At 60.8% G+C, this 17,069-nt stretch carries 17 protein-coding genes and 1 pseudogene; 8 read left to right on the forward strand and 10 right to left on the reverse strand.

Annotated features, from left to right (window positions below; translation table 11 throughout):
* Positions 1-18: 18 nt before the first annotated feature.
* Positions 19-1,257: a hypothetical protein gene (locus SCLO_RS13010; RefSeq protein WP_123905504.1), complete on the reverse strand. Its 1,239-nt coding sequence runs from the start codon at positions 1,255-1,257 to the stop codon at positions 19-21.
* A 137-nt stretch (positions 1,258-1,394) separates the two neighbouring features.
* On the opposite strand from SCLO_RS13010, the gene SCLO_RS13015 reads away from it, so the two are divergent.
* Positions 1,395-1,757, forward strand: a complete 363-nt coding sequence (locus SCLO_RS13015) for a hypothetical protein (RefSeq protein ID WP_066520860.1) — start codon at positions 1,395-1,397, stop codon at positions 1,755-1,757.
* Between the two features lie 221 nt (positions 1,758-1,978).
* Here SCLO_RS13015 and SCLO_RS13020 read toward each other — a convergent pair whose 3' ends face one another.
* A complete protein-coding gene (locus SCLO_RS13020) occupies positions 1,979-3,478 on the reverse strand; it encodes a S1 family peptidase (protein WP_066520852.1) in 1,500 nt (499 codons plus the stop codon).
* Between the two features lie 367 nt (positions 3,479-3,845).
* Here SCLO_RS13020 and SCLO_RS13025 point away from each other — a divergent pair, with 367 nt between their 5' ends.
* Complete coding sequence (locus tag SCLO_RS13025) at positions 3,846-4,622, forward strand: hypothetical protein (RefSeq protein WP_096362136.1); 777 nt, start codon at positions 3,846-3,848, stop codon at positions 4,620-4,622.
* Positions 4,623-4,849: 227 nt separating this feature from the next.
* Here the strand turns inward: SCLO_RS13025 and SCLO_RS13030 are convergent, their stop codons facing one another.
* The 3 genes from SCLO_RS13030 to SCLO_RS13040 form a co-directional block, all read right to left on the reverse strand.
* A complete protein-coding gene (locus SCLO_RS13030) occupies positions 4,850-5,170 on the reverse strand; it encodes a hypothetical protein (RefSeq protein ID WP_123905505.1) in 321 nt (106 codons plus the stop codon).
* A gap of 148 nt (positions 5,171-5,318) precedes the next feature.
* On the reverse strand, positions 5,319-6,080 hold the full coding sequence (locus tag SCLO_RS13035; protein WP_123905506.1) for a hypothetical protein: 762 nt from the start codon (positions 6,078-6,080) through the stop codon (positions 5,319-5,321).
* A gap of 231 nt (positions 6,081-6,311) precedes the next feature.
* Positions 6,312-6,860, reverse strand: coding sequence for a TetR family transcriptional regulator (locus SCLO_RS13040; protein ID WP_096362137.1), 549 nt, complete (start codon positions 6,858-6,860; stop codon positions 6,312-6,314).
* 58 nt (positions 6,861-6,918) lie between these two features.
* Between SCLO_RS13040 and SCLO_RS23385 the strand changes: the two genes are divergently transcribed.
* On the forward strand, positions 6,919-7,074 hold the full coding sequence (locus tag SCLO_RS23385) for a hypothetical protein (protein WP_157080330.1): 156 nt from the start codon (positions 6,919-6,921) through the stop codon (positions 7,072-7,074).
* A gap of 321 nt (positions 7,075-7,395) precedes the next feature.
* Here SCLO_RS23385 and SCLO_RS13045 read toward each other — a convergent pair whose 3' ends face one another.
* The 5 genes from SCLO_RS13045 to SCLO_RS13065 all read right to left on the reverse strand — a co-directional run bounded on the left by SCLO_RS13045 (position 7,396) and on the right by SCLO_RS13065 (position 13,628).
* Positions 7,396-8,163: an energy transducer TonB family protein gene (locus SCLO_RS13045; RefSeq protein ID WP_231923229.1), complete on the reverse strand. Its 768-nt coding sequence runs from the start codon at positions 8,161-8,163 to the stop codon at positions 7,396-7,398.
* A complete protein-coding gene (locus SCLO_RS13050) occupies positions 8,150-9,403 on the reverse strand; it encodes a PepSY-associated TM helix domain-containing protein (RefSeq protein ID WP_083949182.1) in 1,254 nt (417 codons plus the stop codon). The genes SCLO_RS13045 and SCLO_RS13050 overlap by 14 nt, the downstream gene beginning before the upstream one ends.
* 12 nt (positions 9,404-9,415) lie before the next feature.
* Entirely contained in the window at positions 9,416-11,806 is a 2,391-nt protein-coding gene (locus tag SCLO_RS13055) for a TonB-dependent siderophore receptor (RefSeq protein WP_066520834.1), read from the reverse strand.
* Between the two features lie 201 nt (positions 11,807-12,007).
* Positions 12,008-13,009 (reverse strand): FecR family protein, encoded by a 1,002-nt coding sequence (locus tag SCLO_RS13060; RefSeq protein ID WP_066520831.1) that lies wholly within the window; start codon positions 13,007-13,009, stop codon positions 12,008-12,010.
* Between the two features lie 118 nt (positions 13,010-13,127).
* Positions 13,128-13,628 carry an RNA polymerase sigma factor gene (locus SCLO_RS13065; protein ID WP_066520830.1) on the reverse strand — a complete coding sequence of 167 codons (501 nt, stop codon included), beginning with the start codon at positions 13,626-13,628 and terminating at the stop codon, positions 13,128-13,130.
* 299 nt (positions 13,629-13,927) lie between these two features.
* On the opposite strand from SCLO_RS13065, the pseudogene SCLO_RS13070 reads away from it, so the two are divergent.
* The 5 genes and pseudogenes from SCLO_RS13070 to SCLO_RS22965 all read left to right on the forward strand — a co-directional run.
* Positions 13,928-14,206 (forward strand): annotated as a pseudogene (locus SCLO_RS13070) (type IV secretion system DNA-binding domain-containing protein); the annotation flags it as partial.
* 74 nt (positions 14,207-14,280) lie between these two features.
* Positions 14,281-15,041 (forward strand): IS5 family transposase gene (locus tag SCLO_RS13075; RefSeq protein ID WP_407695306.1). Its coding sequence is split into 2 segments (ribosomal slippage): positions 14,281-14,604 and positions 14,607-15,041, totalling 759 coding nucleotides; the frame shifts between segments, so codons are not numbered across the junction.
* 15 nt (positions 15,042-15,056) lie between these two features.
* Entirely contained in the window at positions 15,057-15,533 is a 477-nt protein-coding gene (locus SCLO_RS13080) for a hypothetical protein (protein WP_066519058.1), read from the forward strand.
* On the forward strand, positions 15,530-16,051 hold the full coding sequence (locus tag SCLO_RS13085) for a lytic transglycosylase domain-containing protein (RefSeq protein ID WP_066519056.1): 522 nt from the start codon (positions 15,530-15,532) through the stop codon (positions 16,049-16,051). Before SCLO_RS13080 ends, SCLO_RS13085 begins: the two co-directional genes overlap by 4 nt.
* 140 nt (positions 16,052-16,191) lie before the next feature.
* Positions 16,192-16,977 carry a hypothetical protein gene (locus SCLO_RS22965; protein WP_231923230.1) on the forward strand — a complete coding sequence of 262 codons (786 nt, stop codon included), beginning with the start codon at positions 16,192-16,194 and terminating at the stop codon, positions 16,975-16,977.
* The last annotated feature ends 92 nt before the right edge of the window (positions 16,978-17,069 follow it).

The following is a 17,069-nucleotide window of genomic DNA, read 5'->3' on the forward strand; positions in this document are numbered from 1 at the left end:
CTCCCCACATTTCATGTGTCATCTTACGATTTTATCGGTGCCGAAGTCGTTGCAGACGTCACCCGGTTCCAGCCACGTCGCGCTGCACGGGGGCCGGAGGACGAACGGGGCAGAATCGCTGCCACGCCTTGGGGCAGTCTGTCTATTACGTCGCACTGCCGCCGCGCGCTGCTCATAATCGGCGACATCATCGCCGAACAGCGCGCGACAATCACGCACACCGCTCTGCGCCACATCATAGCAGACGTCGCCCCGACGATTGCCCGCCATCGGACGCTTAAACACCCACCAGAGGTGTGCGGCATCTCCATCACCCCACCAGCGCAGAACGGCCGGACCATCCTCCCGTCCACCGCCGGCAAGCGATGGCAAGGCCATGGCGTCGGCCGGGATCGCCTTCGTCGTTCCGGTCACATCGCCCGCATAGGTCTTGCCTGTGGGCAATTGCCCGGCCGCCGCGTCGAACAGCATCACCATCGTGACGTTCTTCGTGCGCGAGTAGAAGCTCGGCACCACCACCGGACTGGCGAAGTCCCCGTCATGCGGCCGCAGTTCCAGCGCGCGCAGTTCCGCGTCCGGCGACCAGGCCTTGCCGATGGCCATGGCGAGTGCGACGTTGGAGGCTGCATCCTTGCCGGTACCGTTCGCCGCGTTTGCCATCGCATCGACCTGCCTCCTGGCATTGGGTCCGATGGGTCGGAACCACAGGATCTTCTGCTGCATCATTGCGACCATGCCGCCGCCCGTCACCGGTAGCCACTGACCCTCATCGTTCCATCCCTGACCGGAGGCGAAGCGTAGGCCCGCGCCACTCGCCGAGATCTGTCCGCGGTCGATATGAAAGGCATAATCATCATCGGCGACACCATCGCGTACGATCGCGACATAGCTGCCGTCCGGGGCCACTCGGAGCCCGATCACGCCGGCCGGCTTTTCCACATTGGGCTGGAAGATCGCGACCGACCAGGTGCCGCAGAAATGGCCGATGCCCGAGCGGTCACCGGCATCCGCCGGGCGCGCCACGCCACGGCGCATGCGATCGACCCAGAAATCGAAGCTGCGCCAGCGCGGATCATCGCTGGCGATCGTCCCTCCGGTCGCCGGAGGGGCAACGCAATCGCCTGTCTGCTCCAGCTTTTCATCAGATTGTGAGAGCTGCTGCGCCACAGCTGACGTGGCGGCATTGGCGGTTTCATGTCCGTTCCTTGCGGCATCGCAGGCGCTGACCATGAACGCGAGAAGCAGCGTCGCCGTCATCGAAACCCCGAATCGCGCCATGATCGATCCCCTTCAGATGACAACGATTTATCAGCGCATATTTCTTTTGACAATATATATGGTATAAGGGTGTCGAGCTTCGCCGAACCGCTGTATTGAATAGAAGGACATGCGTCGTGAAGGATGACGAAGAACTGCCGATCGATCCGACCAAGCTCTATTTCGTTCGGATCATCGAGACCCGCGCGGCCGTGGGTCTGTTCTGGTCGGGGTGGCACGGGTTGCAACTGCTGATCCCACCTCACATCGATCAAAGGCGCTGCGAAGTCGCAGAAATCGAGCCGCTGGCTGGCATCCTGTTCGTCGCTGGCCCGGATTTTCGGCAGCAGGCCGTTGCGGAAGGCTATGAGCACCGTTGCGCATTGACGGACGGTTTGGCTCAGCAACTCTTCGACGACGATGGCAGAGTGTTCGGATTGTCACTGACGTTCGAGCCGCTCTGTAGGGCGCTCGGCCTTGGGGCTGAAATCGCCACCTGAAACAACGGCACGCTTCTTGCCGCTCGACTGAGGCATACAGACCCAAAGTCTGGTGAGGTCGCGGGAGATCGCGTAGTCAGCCTCGCGGCGATGGGGCAAGCACCGCGCGACATAAGGCAGACTTTACATGCAACTGTCTTTGCCAGGACTGAAAACAGGCCTCATCGCTATCCATCCATTGCGTAGCCCATTCGCAAAACGCGGGGAACGCGCCTGCAGGCTTAAGCGCCCGTTCTCGTGCCGTCCTCTTTGGAAACCGGCTTGCAATTCCAGATGATCGTCTCGGTAGGTGTTTTGGGCAAAAGCGTCCGCACATCGCTCACCCGTCTGGCGGCTAGCGTCATATCTCCCCCTTTGCCATTCGCGTCGCAAACCTGACCCGGCGTTTTGTCTAGAGCGGCCTTCGCGGCCGTGAAAAGCTCCCGTTCCAGCAGATAGTTGCGATACTCGAAACGACCTGATGCCTTGTCGATCGTCGACACCGAGACGCTTTCATCTGCGGGATCGATATTGACGTTTGTCAGCAGTTCGCCATTGCGCGCGAAAAGCCTCCGATTGGACCCATAACACTGCCCGGCAAGCAAGGAGATTTGTGTTTTGCGGCTGTTGTCGTCGGTGTCGAAGACGATGCGGCTCGCCTGATCATCCAATGTGCAGGTCGCATCGCCGGTATCCGCAAGGACGTTCGGTGCAGGGGCGTATGTCGGTGAGCGCTGGACGATGACAAAGCTGACCAGCGCTACGGTCGCAAATGTACCAAACACGGCGGTTCCACGCCGATCGTGTTTGCGCCAACGCCATGTCGCGAGTGTTGCCATAAGGAGGAGAGCCAAGCCGCAGAGGATCGTCTTGCCGCGCTTTATGCTCTCTGCTGCCTTGTCCGCCGCCTCGGCTTCCTGCAGCTTGGCCATGGCGGCACTCGTGGCAGCGAACATCGTATCGACCTGACGTTCCGCCGCCTGTCGATCCGTCAGACACGGCTGTGTGGTGCTCGCATAGGGAATGTCATTCTCGCTCAGGAACGCCCGCAGATCGGCGCCGGTGATCGCGAAACCGAAATTGGCACCGGATTCTCCCGTCTTCGTACCTGACTCATTGACGCCGAGCACGCGACCGCAAAGATCCGAGATCGGCCCCCCGGAATCCCCAGGCGCCGTGGCGAGATCGTGGACGAGGACGCCCTTGTCCCCATTCCACGGCGCGCCACTTTCACGAACCGATGTAATCTGCGCGCGTCGTACCTCAGGGGCGCTCGGACTGACGGTGCCGTTCGCGCTGACGCCTCGTGCGCGGTCGACATTTCCAGGATAGCCGAGCGCGGCGGCCTCGACATCGCCTTTGACCGCCCCACCATAAAGGGTAGCGCGTGGAATTGTGGCCTCGCCTATATCCACGACTGCCAGATCATTGCTCTCGCGGTCGAAGACTTTAACCGTAGCGTCGAGCGGCTTCTCACCGTTCGCCGGGATGACCCACACCGCGACCGTGGCGCCTTGCGCCTTGAAGCTGAGATAGTCCTCGACGACGTGAGCGTTGGTCACGATATCGGTTGGGCTGACCGCAAAGCCGGTGCCATGCCCAACAACGACGACACCATCGGTCGTCTCGACAAGCGTGACGACCCGTACGACGCTGCGCTTCAAATGATCGGTTTCGGCAAGGGCCGGGACCGCGATCAGCGAAAGCAATAGTGCCACGGAAATCTGGTTGAACCACCGCATTCTCAACCCCCCGGAAGTGTGCGATCCTGATGCCTTTCAATCTTGCGAGAAGTGCGCCGGCCCACAAGTCCTGGAATGCGCCCCGAAACTCTCCGCCGCATGCCGCGCAAACGACAACGCAGTCACCGAAGCGGTGACTCGTACCATCTTTTTTTATCAAATCTGTTGTCATTAGACAAGCGGTCTGCCTTCACAGAGGTACGAGAGGTCGCCCCACGCCCGGGCTACTCGTTCGCAATCCAGCTACTAAACCTCCGGCTCCGCAATGATGCTGTTCGTCATCGAAATGACGTCAGGTTCGCTCTTGCGAAGCAGTATGTTTTCTTATAACAAGAATATTGTCTAAAGAGGATTGAAGGCGAGTCACATGAAGGTATATCTGAGCTTGATGGCCATCGCTCTTCTGGGTGGCTGCAATAGCACTTCCGATGCCGATAATGGACATAGCAGCGGGAACGGAAGCAGCGCCGAGGCACAACCGAAGGATGTTCCGGCCAGCAACTCCCACCCGGAAATGTCGTTGCGTGATTTTAACTTGAGCAACGATATGGACAGTTACAATCGCACAGTCGAACTCGCCAAAGATGCGCTCGGCACTCTAGGCGGCTCCTCTGGAGGCGTACGCCAGGCAAATGTCCGAGCGTCGGATGAGGAGCGCACATTCACGGCACGGGCGCTCGCCAGCACCCTCCCGCCGGTAGGCAGCGGAAACGGAGCCGAACGTGTCACACGGCAAGAAGTGGAACTCGATCCCCCGGCCGAGGCCGACTGGATCGCCCGTTCGCGCATCGTTTATGCCGGTGCGCGTTCCATAGATGTCTACTTGTTCGATGCCCCGGTTGTTGCCGCCAATTCCAACCCTGATGATGCAGCAACAATGCTCGAGGTGAAGGCCGACAAGCTTGTCGATACTCCGGTCGGTGTCGTGGCGCGCACGGGCAGCAAGGGAGAAGGTCCCGCTTTTTGGTGCATGGCATTGCCGATCAGCATCTCGCGGGATGGCGTGTGTGCAATGACCGCCAATGGCACAAAGCGACTGCTCATGACGACCTATGCTCGCCGTAGTGACAATGAACCAGTCGTCAATCCCGAAGCCGTAAGCCGTTTGTTCGCCACGCTGCGGGTAATGTACGCAAAGCGGTAAAGGTGCAGCGAACTCCTTCAGGGCCAACGCACCTGACACCGAAAGAGTGGCAAGATGGAGCACGGCTGTGCCTCGCCCTCATAAGGCACCAATGTTATCTGAGCATCTTCGTTTATCGCCTCGGGCTTCGGCGAACCGTTGGGTTGCGAAATGCTATCGCGCAGGCGGATCGGCTCTGGCTGCTATGAGTGGGCGGCGCTCGGTTCCTAACGCCCGTTGCGCGTTGCTCAGGAGCCAGGGTCAATGATCATGACGCTGACGGAGACCAGCAGAAAGATCAGGATGATATTGGCGACGGCGATCGCCGAAGCGCTTCGCCTCGCGCCCCGCGCCCGAACGATGCCGGCAGCAGCAATGACGCAAAGCAGCGCCAGGGCCGCATACTGGCCGGCCATCATCCATGCCCGGACGTCCGGACCGACCGCATGATGGTCGATCACGAAAGGACCTGAGAGAATCGCGAGACCCCAGGGTACGAGCATGAACGACAGGGCATGCAGACGACGCCGTATCTCGGGCGTCTTCGGAAAGGAGCGGACAACGACCACAACGGATCCGATCCATACGAGAAACAGAACCCAAATGAGCATCGGACGCTGTCTCCTTCCTCTCCTAGGGGGGCACGCCATTCCCGTCTCGTGAAAGACTTTGGCGCACCGGAGAATCGCAAGGAATGCTCGGCTCTAAACCGGGACTCTACATGCCAAGGCGCTGAAATACCCTGATCATCCGGTCGATCGGCTCCTGATCGAACACCTGATCCGCATCGTTCCGCCGCTTATAGGTTGTCACCAGCAACAGAGGAATGTCGGCCACACTGGCAGAGCATGTCGCCTGACGGCTTTCAGCCACCGGCCGGGCCATGCAGAAGGCCAGGAGATTGTCCTGCCCGCCAAAGCTGGTTCTTGCTGACGATCCGGTCGGCAGGTCGACGATAGCCATTGTTTCCTTTAAAATCCTCTCTCCGCCCTCGTCGTCGGGCTTGCCGGGCCTCGCGATCGGCTTCTTGAGATAATAGACTGTCACTGGCGGGTCGCCAGCGAAGGATATGGTCGCTCGACCCACATAGCTGGCGCCAGCTGGCGGATCGATATTGACCTCATATTGCTCCACCCGGCTTGCGCCTTTTCCGCTTCCAATGGGTGGCAGGATACTGGCGAGCATGTTGGCAGCCTGCTGACGTGCCGGCGTAGGGGAGGGTGCCTGAGGGCTCGCAGAGTTCCCCGTAAGCTGCAGCGCTTCTTGTGCGACACCATTGACGCGCTCGCTGGTGGACACGTCTTTGTTCAGCTCAGCAATGGCGGCCCGCCAGCCTAGCAAACTTGTGTTGGATGAGCCCAACTTTAGCTCTGGCGACGCCATGTTCTCGCTCTTGGACGACTGCTGGCTCTGCTCCGACGCTCGGCCGCAGGCTCCCAATGCCATAATCGCGCAGATCGACATCACATGTTGTTTCATCCATGCCTCCCACTTCCAGATGACTCTTATTACACATATTTTGTCATAAGAAAAGTGTGAGCTGCTATGTTGGTTGCAACACCGAAAGGCATTGCTTCTGATGCCCTTGCACAATTTACCTGGACATGTTCGTAGCTGACTGTCGGCGCGATTTTGCAGAAAACGTCCGGTTTCAACGGGAGCCGTCGTTGGCGGATGCCACCGGGAATGACGGGATTGTCCCAGACCAAGTCACTCAGGTTCACCCATCGATCGATGAACGTAAGACAAGTTTTGAAGGCTCCAACTGGAGCCTCGAACGGCGGCAAAGGCGGCGGAAGCTGCAGCGGCCTCAGGAAGCGCAAGATCGCTACATAAACGCGTCTCGCGCTTCGCGAGGCGTTCTAGGTATGCGCAGAACATGTCGGCGAGGGCGTCGGCATAGCCCGCGATCTCGGCTTCGGTTCGCGGCGTGGAGGAAAAGCTGCCGCCCACTTCGCTGAGCGTCGTCTTGATGAGATCGCCGGTGCGCAGCCGCGTTTCCTCGGTCGCGTCCGGCAGCACTTCGCGCATGAAGTCCTCAACACTGTCGGCCGAGGCGGCGCGAAATTCGATCGCTTCTGGGCCGTCGCGGTAGAGCGGCGCCGCATCATGGAGCGCGCCGCGGATCGGCGCTTCCTCACACTCGGATAGCAGGAATGCGTAAACGAGCATGCGCACACGCACCATTGGGGGTTTGGTCGCGCCTGCCAGGATGCTGCGTAGCAGATCGGACGTCTGCCGCCACTCGTTGCTCTGCAAGCGAAAGAGGATCGACGCCTTGTTGGGGGAATATTTGTAGAGCGAAGGGTGGCTTCCGTTGCGCGCGTTGATGATCCATCGCGCCGATCTCTATGTGCAGCCTCGTTCCCTGCTGGCGGCAGACAAGAAGCTGACCCGCAGCTACAAGCGTGTGCTCAACCACTTTCGTGAGGGCGGCCGCGTGATGATGGCTCCCAGATTCCGAAAGGACTGACCAGGAGCGCCGTCTGCTTTTTATCGGACGTCGCGGTCGCGCAACAGTCTTGGAGCGGATTATCCTGAGCGAGGAGACATTGCGATGAAGCTCGCCGTCTATAATTTTGAAAATCTGTTCCCCCGTAAAAGGCCATCAATTTCGACGGTTGAGAAGAATTTAAGAGACGTTATTCCTACGTTCGAAGAGATCCGATTTGCAAACAATTTGGTGACCCCGATTTCTTGACAGGTTTTTTGACTAAATTAAGATCATCCGGGTTGTTCTGGTGTTGCAATTTTGGCCGAACGTCATTTCGTCATCGGGAGAAGGAAATTTCCGTTATCTAAGAAAGAACTCGACCGGCACTACCAGCTCCAGCGTATCGCCGGGTTTGTCGGCGGGCGGCTTGGGAAGTGGCGACGCGCGCTTGGGTAGGGCGACGGCCTCGCGGTCAAGATCGGAGAAGCCGGACGACCGTTCCAGCCGCGAGGATAGCACCTTACCTTCACGGTCGATGACGATGCGGACATAAGGTATACCCTGTTGCCGCCGCGCCATCGCCATGCGCGGATAGCGACGCACCTTGTTGAGGGCCGAAAGCACCCGTCCTTCCCATGTATCGGGGGCGTTGCTAGATGCTTCTGGGGCTGGCGGTGCGAGCGCCGTTTTGGGCGCGGCCGTCTCCGGTTCCTTCGGGCCGGAATCGGCGTGCTTGGGGGCAATAACGGGAATTGGCACGGTTACCGGCGAAATCTGAACCTCGCTGTGTTCGTTCGGCTGGACCTTCTTTTCCTTGACCGGCTCGGGCGCTTCCTTGTCTTCTGGCGGTGTTTCGGGCGGCGACGTGGGCGGGTTCACGTCGAACACGCTAAGCGCGGGCGGCGGCGCTTCCACCGGGGTGACATAGCCGATGGTAAGGAAGTAACCCGCCAGCATCAGAGCATAGACGCCCACGGTCCCGGCCAGTCCGGCGAGGCGGGTGCCGTGATCGGCCTGGTAGCTGTACCGTTCGAGCGATGTCGCAGTATCTTCTACGGGGTGCATAGGCAGGAGATCTCGACCTTTAACTCGCTCGGAATCACGATCGCGTATCTTATTCAGCAACATCGATCTGCCTCATTGGGAGTTGGCTCAATCGGTCGCGCCGCCTAAGGGAAGCTCGTGCGCTTCGCTTTTTCCACCAGATGATGATCCCCGTGATCGATAAACCGCTCACCAGAATGCCGAGCAGAGCAACAAGAATGCGATAAGGCAGACCGAAGACCTGAGCCATATGAAGGCCATACATCCACTGATTGAAGGCGTTGCCCGCGGCGCCGTCCTTCCGCGGCAGGGAAAGCGTCAGAAGCTCCCCGGTGCGCCCATCGATGAACAACCCGGTCGACCCATCATCATCGCGGATATCGCGGTCGCTCCGGACATAATAGATATAGAGATTGCGATTTAGGTCGCGGGCGAGCGCGCTTTCATATTCGATCGTCAAGCCGTATCGATGCGCCGTTTCGGGAAGATGACGCCGTCCCGCAGCGAGTGCATCACGCCAGTCGAGGCGCATGTCCCGCTGATCGGGAGGAAGAACCGGCAGATTCCGGCGCGGTTCGTCATATACGACGAAGCGCTCCATGATCGCCTGGTAGACCGGCCCGGCGCTGAGCATGACGCTCGACCACGCGAACAGGAGCAGCATACCCCATAGCCAGAGCCCGCCCGCACGGTGAAGATCGAGGATGCGGCGGGCCGGCGGCGCTCGGGGCTTGATCGTCCAGGAGATCTTCCACCGCGCCCAGAACGACTTGCGCGCGGTTCCTCCGGACGCCGGCAAGGTCAACGCGAAGCCAGCAAAACTGTCGATCGTCCAGAGGATTGCGACCAGGCCCAGGATCGTCCCGCCCCATACCGGCGGCAAGGCAAGCTGGCGGTGGAGCTTATATATGAAGCCGATCGTCGAGCGGCGATCGAACAGGCTTCGCCTAGAATCTCGCGTGCCAAGTAGCGTCCCGTCATAAGGATCGAAGAACGCCTGATCGTAGTCCAATGCCGCCATTACCCCGACACGAGGCCTCATCAGCAAGACAAGGCTCTCGCCGGGATGCCGGGCAAGGGGAATGAAGAGCGGCTCGGCTTGCGGCAGCGCCTCGCGCGCGTGATCGATCATTCGCTCGATCGGCAGCTCCTTCTGTCCCGGTTTCAGGCTGACCGTCAGGAGGTCTGCATTGAGCAGATGGTCCAACGGCGCCCGGAACGCGAGGATGCTCCCGGTGAGGCCGGTAATCACCAGAAATATGGCGATCCCCAGACCCATCCAGCGATGCAGTCGAACCAGCGCGGTCCGTAACCCCTTGGGCATGGGTCGGCGGCCTTACCAGTTGTAGCGGAGGCTTACATCGACCGAGCGGGGCCTGCCATACCAGCAGAAGGAATAGCAGGAATTGATATAGGTCTTGTCAAAGATGTTGGTGGCGTTGACCGCCAGCCGCCAGTGATCGACTTGATAGGCGATCAACGCATCGAAGAGGGTTCGGCCCTCTGTCTTGACGCGGTTGGGGATGTCGTATGTACCGCTGGTGTAACGTCCACCCAACCCGAAGCTCAACCCCGCCAGCGCGCCTTCGTGAACTGTATAGTCTCCCCAAAGGGACACCATTGTGGAGGGCGTATCCACCGGATGGATACCGACCTGTGCCGGGATGGTCGATTTGGTGACTTGAGCGTCAACCAAGGTGAAGGCGCCGCGAATGCGCAGGTTCTCCGTGACGTCGGACTGTGCCTCGATCTCGATCCCCTTGGACCGGATTTCGCCGGTCTGGACCTGCGCGCCCGGATGGTTGACCTGATCCGGGTCGGGAGTCGACACATTTTGTTGCTTCAGATGATAAGCGGCCACGGTGACGAGCGTGTCGCTGCCGTCGGGCTGGAACTTGATGCCCAGTTCATATTGACGGCCCGTTGTCGGTTTGAAGGGCGTGTCGTCCCAGGTGCTGCCGCTCGCGGGCTCAAAGGCCTCGGTATAGCTGAAATAGGGCGCGAACCCGCTCGGGTGCAGATAAGTGAGGCCACCGCGAAACGTGAAGGCATCGGCCTTCACCTTCGTTTTGTTGCCCGTGGACAGCGCGGTGGTGATCGTTTCGGCCCAATCCTGCCGGCCGTTCAGGGTTACGACGATCCGGTCTGCGAACTTGCTTTGCTGCTGGAAATAAATGCCGGTCTGCTGATAGCGGATCGGGTTGTCAGCCCGGGCAGCACCGAAGGCCAGCGTGCCGAGATTACCATAGACCGGATTATAGACGTCGATCGGGGGCGCGGCGGCGAACCAGCGCGTGCGCTGATAGTGGCTGCGGCCATAGTCGATCCCGACCATCGAGAGATGCTCGCCGCCCAGTGCATTCCAACGGACCTGGACATTGTTGTCGGCCGCGATCGTGTCGGAATCGTCGTGGCGCCTTATTACGGAACGGGATGCCGTCCGGTTGTCGGCTTGCAGGGCGGTGGGATAGACATAGCCATAATCAAGGGTGGATTCGCTATAGCGCAGGCCACTCTTGAACTTCACAGCGTCGCTGAAACTATGTTCGAACAGATAGCCGACATAGAAGGCGTCGGTGTTCCAATAATCGAAGTCGGAATCGCCAAGATAGCGGTCGCGGGCGATGGGTCCGTTGGGATTGGCAAGGACCGTGCCCGAATAAGGAAGACCGCTATAATAGCTCGATTTGCTGTTCTGGTAATAGCCGAGCACCGTCAAATTGGTTCTATCGTCGGGACGCCAGGAAATGGCGGGCGCAATATAGGTGCGATCATTGCGTCCATAGTCCAGCCAACCGCCGCTGTCCCGCACCAGAGCCGTCAGGCGATAGGAAAATGTCCCTTTCGTATCGATGGCGCCGCCATGATCAGTGGCGAGTTGGAAGCGGTTGAACGTGCCGCCCTGAACCTCGATCTCGTGCAGAGGCTCCGTCGTCGGCCGTTTCGAGACGAGATTGATGATCCCGGAGGGGCCGGATTGGCCGTAGAGCACCCCGGCGGGCCCCTTGAGCACTTCGATCCGCTCAAGGCCATAGGTCTCCGATGGCGCATCGAAGACATTGTAATTGAGGCGCATGCCGTCGCGAAGCAGGCCGCTATTGGTGTTGGCGAAGCCTCGGATGGTGAGGATGTCGTAACTGTCGCCGCTACCGTTCTGATAGGCAGCTGTACCGATACCCGAGGTATAGCGAAGGGCATCGGTCAGGTTGACGGCCCCCTGTGCGTCCAGAGCTTCGCGCGTCACGATCGAGATCGATTGCGGGGTTTCGATGATCGGGGTGTCGGTCTTCGTGCCGGCGGCGCTGCGCCGCGCCGCATAGCTGGGAACGTAGCTTGTGGCGGTCTCCGGCGGTGCATAACGGCCAAGAAACGGCTTCCCATCGGTATCGCCTTGCACCCGCACCGGGCCAAGCTGGATCGCGCCATCTGCTGATTGCGGAGCGGGTTCGAGCGTCACGCGGTTACCCGTCGCGCGGAAGGTCAAGCCTGTGCCAACAAGCAGTTGGGACAGCGCCTCCATTGGCGCATATCTGCCGCGCACAGCGCTGCTGCGCCTGCCCGCCACCTTGTCGAGATCGTAGAAAATCTGGAGTCCGGCGCGGTCGGTGAACGCGAGCAGCGCTTTGTTCAAATCCTGCGCGGGAATATCGAATTCGACCTGACCGGCTGGCGCAGCCTGCGCCATTGCCGCCTGCGGGATGGCCGTGCCTGCAATCGTCAGCGCCAACGCGCTTGCCTTAACCGCCCAGATGCAGCGCCCACGTCTGGCCCCACCCACAATGTTAACCCCCATTCGATCGTTCCTTTCCTGACACGCGAACGACCCGCAAATGATATTCAATAGCGGGTCTAAAGGTTAGGACGCTTAAGGCAGGGGGAGGCGGTAAAAATAATTTCGCGTTCGCCGAAGCGCGTGTGGATGCGCCCGTTAGCGAATAATGGTGGCGAAGGGGCCGATGCTGACCGTGCTTGCGCCCAGTTCCGTCGCGATGGTGGCAATCGCGCCGTCAACATCCTTGGCGTCGAACAGTCCGCTGACCTGTCGGCGCGCAAGCGCCGGGTTGGCGACAATGATCTGCCCGCGCCGATAGCGGTTGAGTTCGGCGACAACATCGCCCAACGGGCTGGCATCGAACAACAGACGACCGCGCCGCCATGCTTCGGCTTGTTCCACCTCAACGCCAGCGACGGAACCAAGGCCATTCGCATCATAGCGAACCTGCCGACCCGGCGAGAGGACCGCATGCGCCGTTTCCCCACTGGCCGCATGGGCCGCTACGTCAACGTCATGCTGCGCAACCGCGACGCGCACGGCATCGGGCAGGCGATCGACGCTGAAGCGGGTTCCCAGCGCGCGGGCTTCCCCGTTCGCCGCCTCCACCACGAAGGGACGGCCGCCCGCCATCGCCTTGGGCGTAGGCGCAAACAACGCCACGCCGGACAGGAGTTCGACGCGGCGTTCGCGCCCATCGAAATGCACGGCGATGGCGGTCGCCGGACCAAGATTGACCCGCGATCCATCTTCAAGCGCGACGGTTCTAACCTCGCCAATATCGGTGCGATGATCGGCGCGAAGTATCGTCAGCGGATCACCAAACCAGAAGGAGACGAAACCGAACGCACCAACTGCGCCCGCCACAGCCGCTCCAACCCGGCCCCATCGCCTGCGCGGGACTGGCTGGGCAATGGGCATGGGCGAAACAGCGGTCGTCATGTCAGCACGCAACGGCCCCGGATCGGCCTTCAGCAAATCGAGGTTCGCCCATGTCGATCGGGCATGATCGAAGGCGGCACGATGAGCGGGACTTGCAGCCAGCCAGACGTCAAGTTTTGCCCGCTCGCCGGACGTGAGCGGCGCACCGCCGAGCCGGACGGTCCAGTCCGCAGCCGCCTGCTCCACCTGATCCCTATTCTCGCGATTGTCAGCCATTCATCGTCCCCGCCGCGTACCGATCTGTCCGCCGGTCGCCTTGCACCGGCATCGGATCAGTCATCGATAAGACGCGCGGGATGCAAGGAGTCAGTAAAAAGCGGTGCAACGAACGACCCTATTGCGGTTTCATGCGGTGCATGATGTGGGCAAGCGCAATGCTCAGATGTTTCTGCACCGAGCTTTCGGAAATGCCGAGCTGGTCGGCAACCTCCGCATAAGTCAGCCCCTCGACCTTCGCCAGCACGAAGATACGGCGCGTCCGATCGGGGAGGTCTGCAACGACATCATGCAGGCGGGCGAGCATCTGGCGCGCGGCGACCGCTTCATCAAGCGGCGGGGCATCGTCGTGAATTTCGGCAAGCCGTTCGTCATCGGTCGGATCGGTGCGGCGGCGTTCCACCCTGCGGATATGATCGACCGCCAGATTATGCGCGGTGCGGAACAGATAGGAGCGATCATTGGAAAGGGCGGCGGCGTTGCCGCGTTCGGCGATACGCACGAAGGCATCGTGCGCCAGATCGGCGGCGGCAGCGGGATCGCGCAGCTTGTGAGTCAGATAGTCCTGCAATGCGCGTCCATGCGCCAGATACAGGCGCTTCAACGCCTTGCCCGCCAACTCGTAACTCCCGAACTCCGCTTGCCCGATACCCTGCCGGGATAGACCAAGTGAGAACCACTCGCAACTTCCGAACGCGGACGTCCTTCGATGAGTAGCCGTCCCAGGAGCAAGACGTTGGGAGAGAGATGGCCGGCAGCGGGCAGCAACTGATCAGTCGGGCCAGAAGCCGACGCTCCGAGAGCGTCGCTGCTGTGCAAAAATTCTGCGGCAGACTTTCCTGAGCAAGGAGGCATCCGTTCTGAGACCGGCCGCTCGCCTAGCCTTGCGGTCAGGCAAGCAGAATGAACCTGACGAACGCGGATGCCCGCGCGCGGAAATATGGCGGCTGCGGCATCCTTGGATTCCAGTCCTATCCGCAATTGCGCGCGACCTACGGGCAGGAGGATGCCGCCGCGATCACCGGCTACTGTTCGACCTGGGTGGCGCTCCGCGCGAACGACACCGACACGGCGGAACATGTCTCCAAGAATCTCGGCCGCGTCGAGCAGGTCGAGGCCAATGAGGGCATGTCCTATGGGGTGAACGACATGCGCGACGGGGTGAACCTCTCGCGCATGCAAGTGACCCGGCCGCTACGTTGAGAACCTATACACCTGTTTGATATTATGAGATAAATATCCTGTCTCTGTGAGTTTGTGCAGGAGAGAGTATGTCACGCCATCTGTTTTGGCTGTCGGATGAGGCAGGGTTAGCGATTGAGCCACATCTGCCGCATGGCAAAGCTGGCAAGCCGAGAGTTGACGATCGAACGGTGATTTCGGGCATCCTGCACGTGCTCAAGACAGGCTGCCGCTGGCGCGACGTACCCGCCGCTTATGGGCCGCCCACAACGATCTATAACCGCTACAACCGCTGGTCTCAGCGGCGCATCTGGCAGCGCCTTTTCGAGAAGGTCGCGGCATCGGGGCCTGTGCCGAAAGAACTGTCGATAGATAGCAGCCACGTCAAAGCCCACCGTTCGGCGGCAGGCTCAAAAAGGGGGAGTATGAAGAAGCGGTCGGTCGCTCACGGGGCGGCAGGACGTGCAAGATCCACTGCCTGGCCGACGATCGCGGCCGACCGGTCGCCATCACCCTGACACCCGGCAACATCGCAGACATCAGCATCGCCATTCCGCTACTCGGTACGGTCGCTCCACCAAGGCGTCTCCTCGCCGACAAAGCCTATGACGCCGACAGCTTGCGCAACTGGCTGACCGCCCGAAACGTCAAAGCCGTGATCCCTTCAACTGCTTCGCGCCGAACACCATATCCTCTCGACCGGCGTATCTATCGAAGGAGAAACGTCATCGAGAGGCTCTTCGGACGCCTCAAAAACTGGCGGCGCATCGCCACCAGATATGACCGACACGCCCAAAACTATCTCGCCGCTATCGCTCTCGTCGCCGTCGTCGCAGAGTGGAGCAAATGAGTCCCCAACCTAGTGATGGACACCGAGGTCACCAACCTGCCGAACTTCTCCGGCTTTCTCCGTTTCGGCCGCAATCTCCCGGTCCTGCGCTTCTCGGACACGTTCAACGAGATCCGGACATTGTGTGCCGCCTTCATCGAGCGCACCGATCCCCCGAAACGGCTCCCGGCGGGCAAGGACATCATCACCCATGTTCGCGCCGCCGCCCAGGCGCGGGCCGCTGCGCAATCGGGTGCGGCCAACCCGCCGCCACCTGAGAAGCCACGGCCAACCAATCAGCCCGACCTGTTCGAGCCTGGCAATCCCCTACCGGAACCGGCCGAACAGCCGCCGCCGGCGAGCCCCGATCCGTTCGAGCCTAAAGAAGGCGGCGTGCTGTCCGGGGGTGAAGGCTCCGATACCCCGGTCGAAGCCAGCGCGCCGGTGCCGTTCCTGGGAGCGGCGCGCGGGCGGATGTCGGGTTTATCTCCGAATGATGGGAAGATGAGATGAGATCCCGCGCGATTGTCGCGGGGGCGCTGGCGTGCCTTCTCGCCTTTAGCCCGGCGATCGCGTCCGCCAAAGGGACAGCCGCCGCGGAAAACGAGATCGGCCACTGTATTCGTCAGGCTGCCAAGGGTCGGGTTTGGCTTGAGAAGACCTTGTGGGGCCTGCGCAGACAGGAGGCCGGATGGCTCGGAGCGGAAGTCGCCAACACCAACGGGACTCACGATCTCGGGCCGCTTCAGATCAATAGCTGGTGGGTGCCCCGGATCGCACGCCTGGTCGAACGTCCCGAACATCAGGTCCGGCACTGGCTTCGCTATGATGCCTGTTTCAATGCCGAAGCGGCGCGCTGGATATTCCTGTCGGGGTTGCAGGCGACCGGCGACTATTGGAAGGCCGTCGGCGTCTATCATAGTCCAACGGGCTGGCGGCAGCGCGCCTATGCGGCGAAGGTGGCAAACCACATGCGTCGGCAGTTTGGGGCCGCCGCTTTCTCCCAGTATAGCCGAAGCGACAATCGATGACCGGGCCGCGCGTTCGATGTAGTGAAGTCGCGCCTTGATGGCGTGAATCACTATGTTGAAAGGCGGTGCGCGTGTTCGAACCTGCGCCAATAGTGCTGCGGCGGGATCCGAACGGCCTGCTTCGCCCAGATTTGCGCGAGATGCTGCACGCCCTCTTGGATGCGGCTGGCAGCAATGTTATCGAGCCGGTCGCGGAAATGCCGGACCCTTCGCCCGCTGATGCGTTCGGGGATTTGATGGCCGGGGCGCGATCGTTCGAGCTGGCGCCAGGCGTCCTGCTGGCGGATCACCTCTGGGATCATGCCGGTGACTATCGGCGCGGCGCCCTGGCCGAACGCCTTCGGGCGACGGCCGAACAGCGAGGCAAGCATCTTCCGGGCTTCCTGGCGGTCTATGCCACCAGTATTCGAACGCCCTTGGCCTATGGACCGCACCGCATGCCGCTTCGTGTGGCCGAGGACATTGCTGTGCCGGCGGGGATCGGCGGACCCTATCTGGTTCTCGTGTCCTGTCGGCTTTTGCCGAACCACAGGGCTGAAGCGGTTTGCGGCTTTGCCCAACCCATCCTGAGCGGTCGCGGGTTCGTGCCGGTATTCTCCGACCTGGAACGGGATATATTCGAAGGCCTGATCGGGCTTCAGGTCGCCCTCGATGCACATGGCCTGGACTGCACGATCACGCGCGTCCTGCCTCCTGCCTCGTCCATGGCCGAGCACGACATTCATGTCGCAATCGGCCGGGGTGACGTAGTCGTCCGTGAGTTACGGCTTGCGGTCAGGGCTGACTGTGCGGCCAGTGATGACGCTGCCGATAGCCACGGGTCCGTTTATGTCATCAAGTCAGACAACTGGGTGAGCGGCGACTTCCTCAGATGGCTGGAACAAGCAATTCTCGGGAAAAAAATGGCCGATTTCCCGTTAGGTTAGTCGACTGGCTGCGAACGCGCGACTACATCCTTAACACGCCGGGCGTTGCGGCAAGGACATGACTCGTTTAGGTTGTTAAGAATGGATCGCAA

Origin of the sequence: Sphingobium cloacae (genome assembly GCF_002355855.1) — a bacterium.
In the GTDB taxonomy this organism is placed as follows: Bacteria; Pseudomonadota; Alphaproteobacteria; order Sphingomonadales; family Sphingomonadaceae; genus Sphingobium; species Sphingobium cloacae.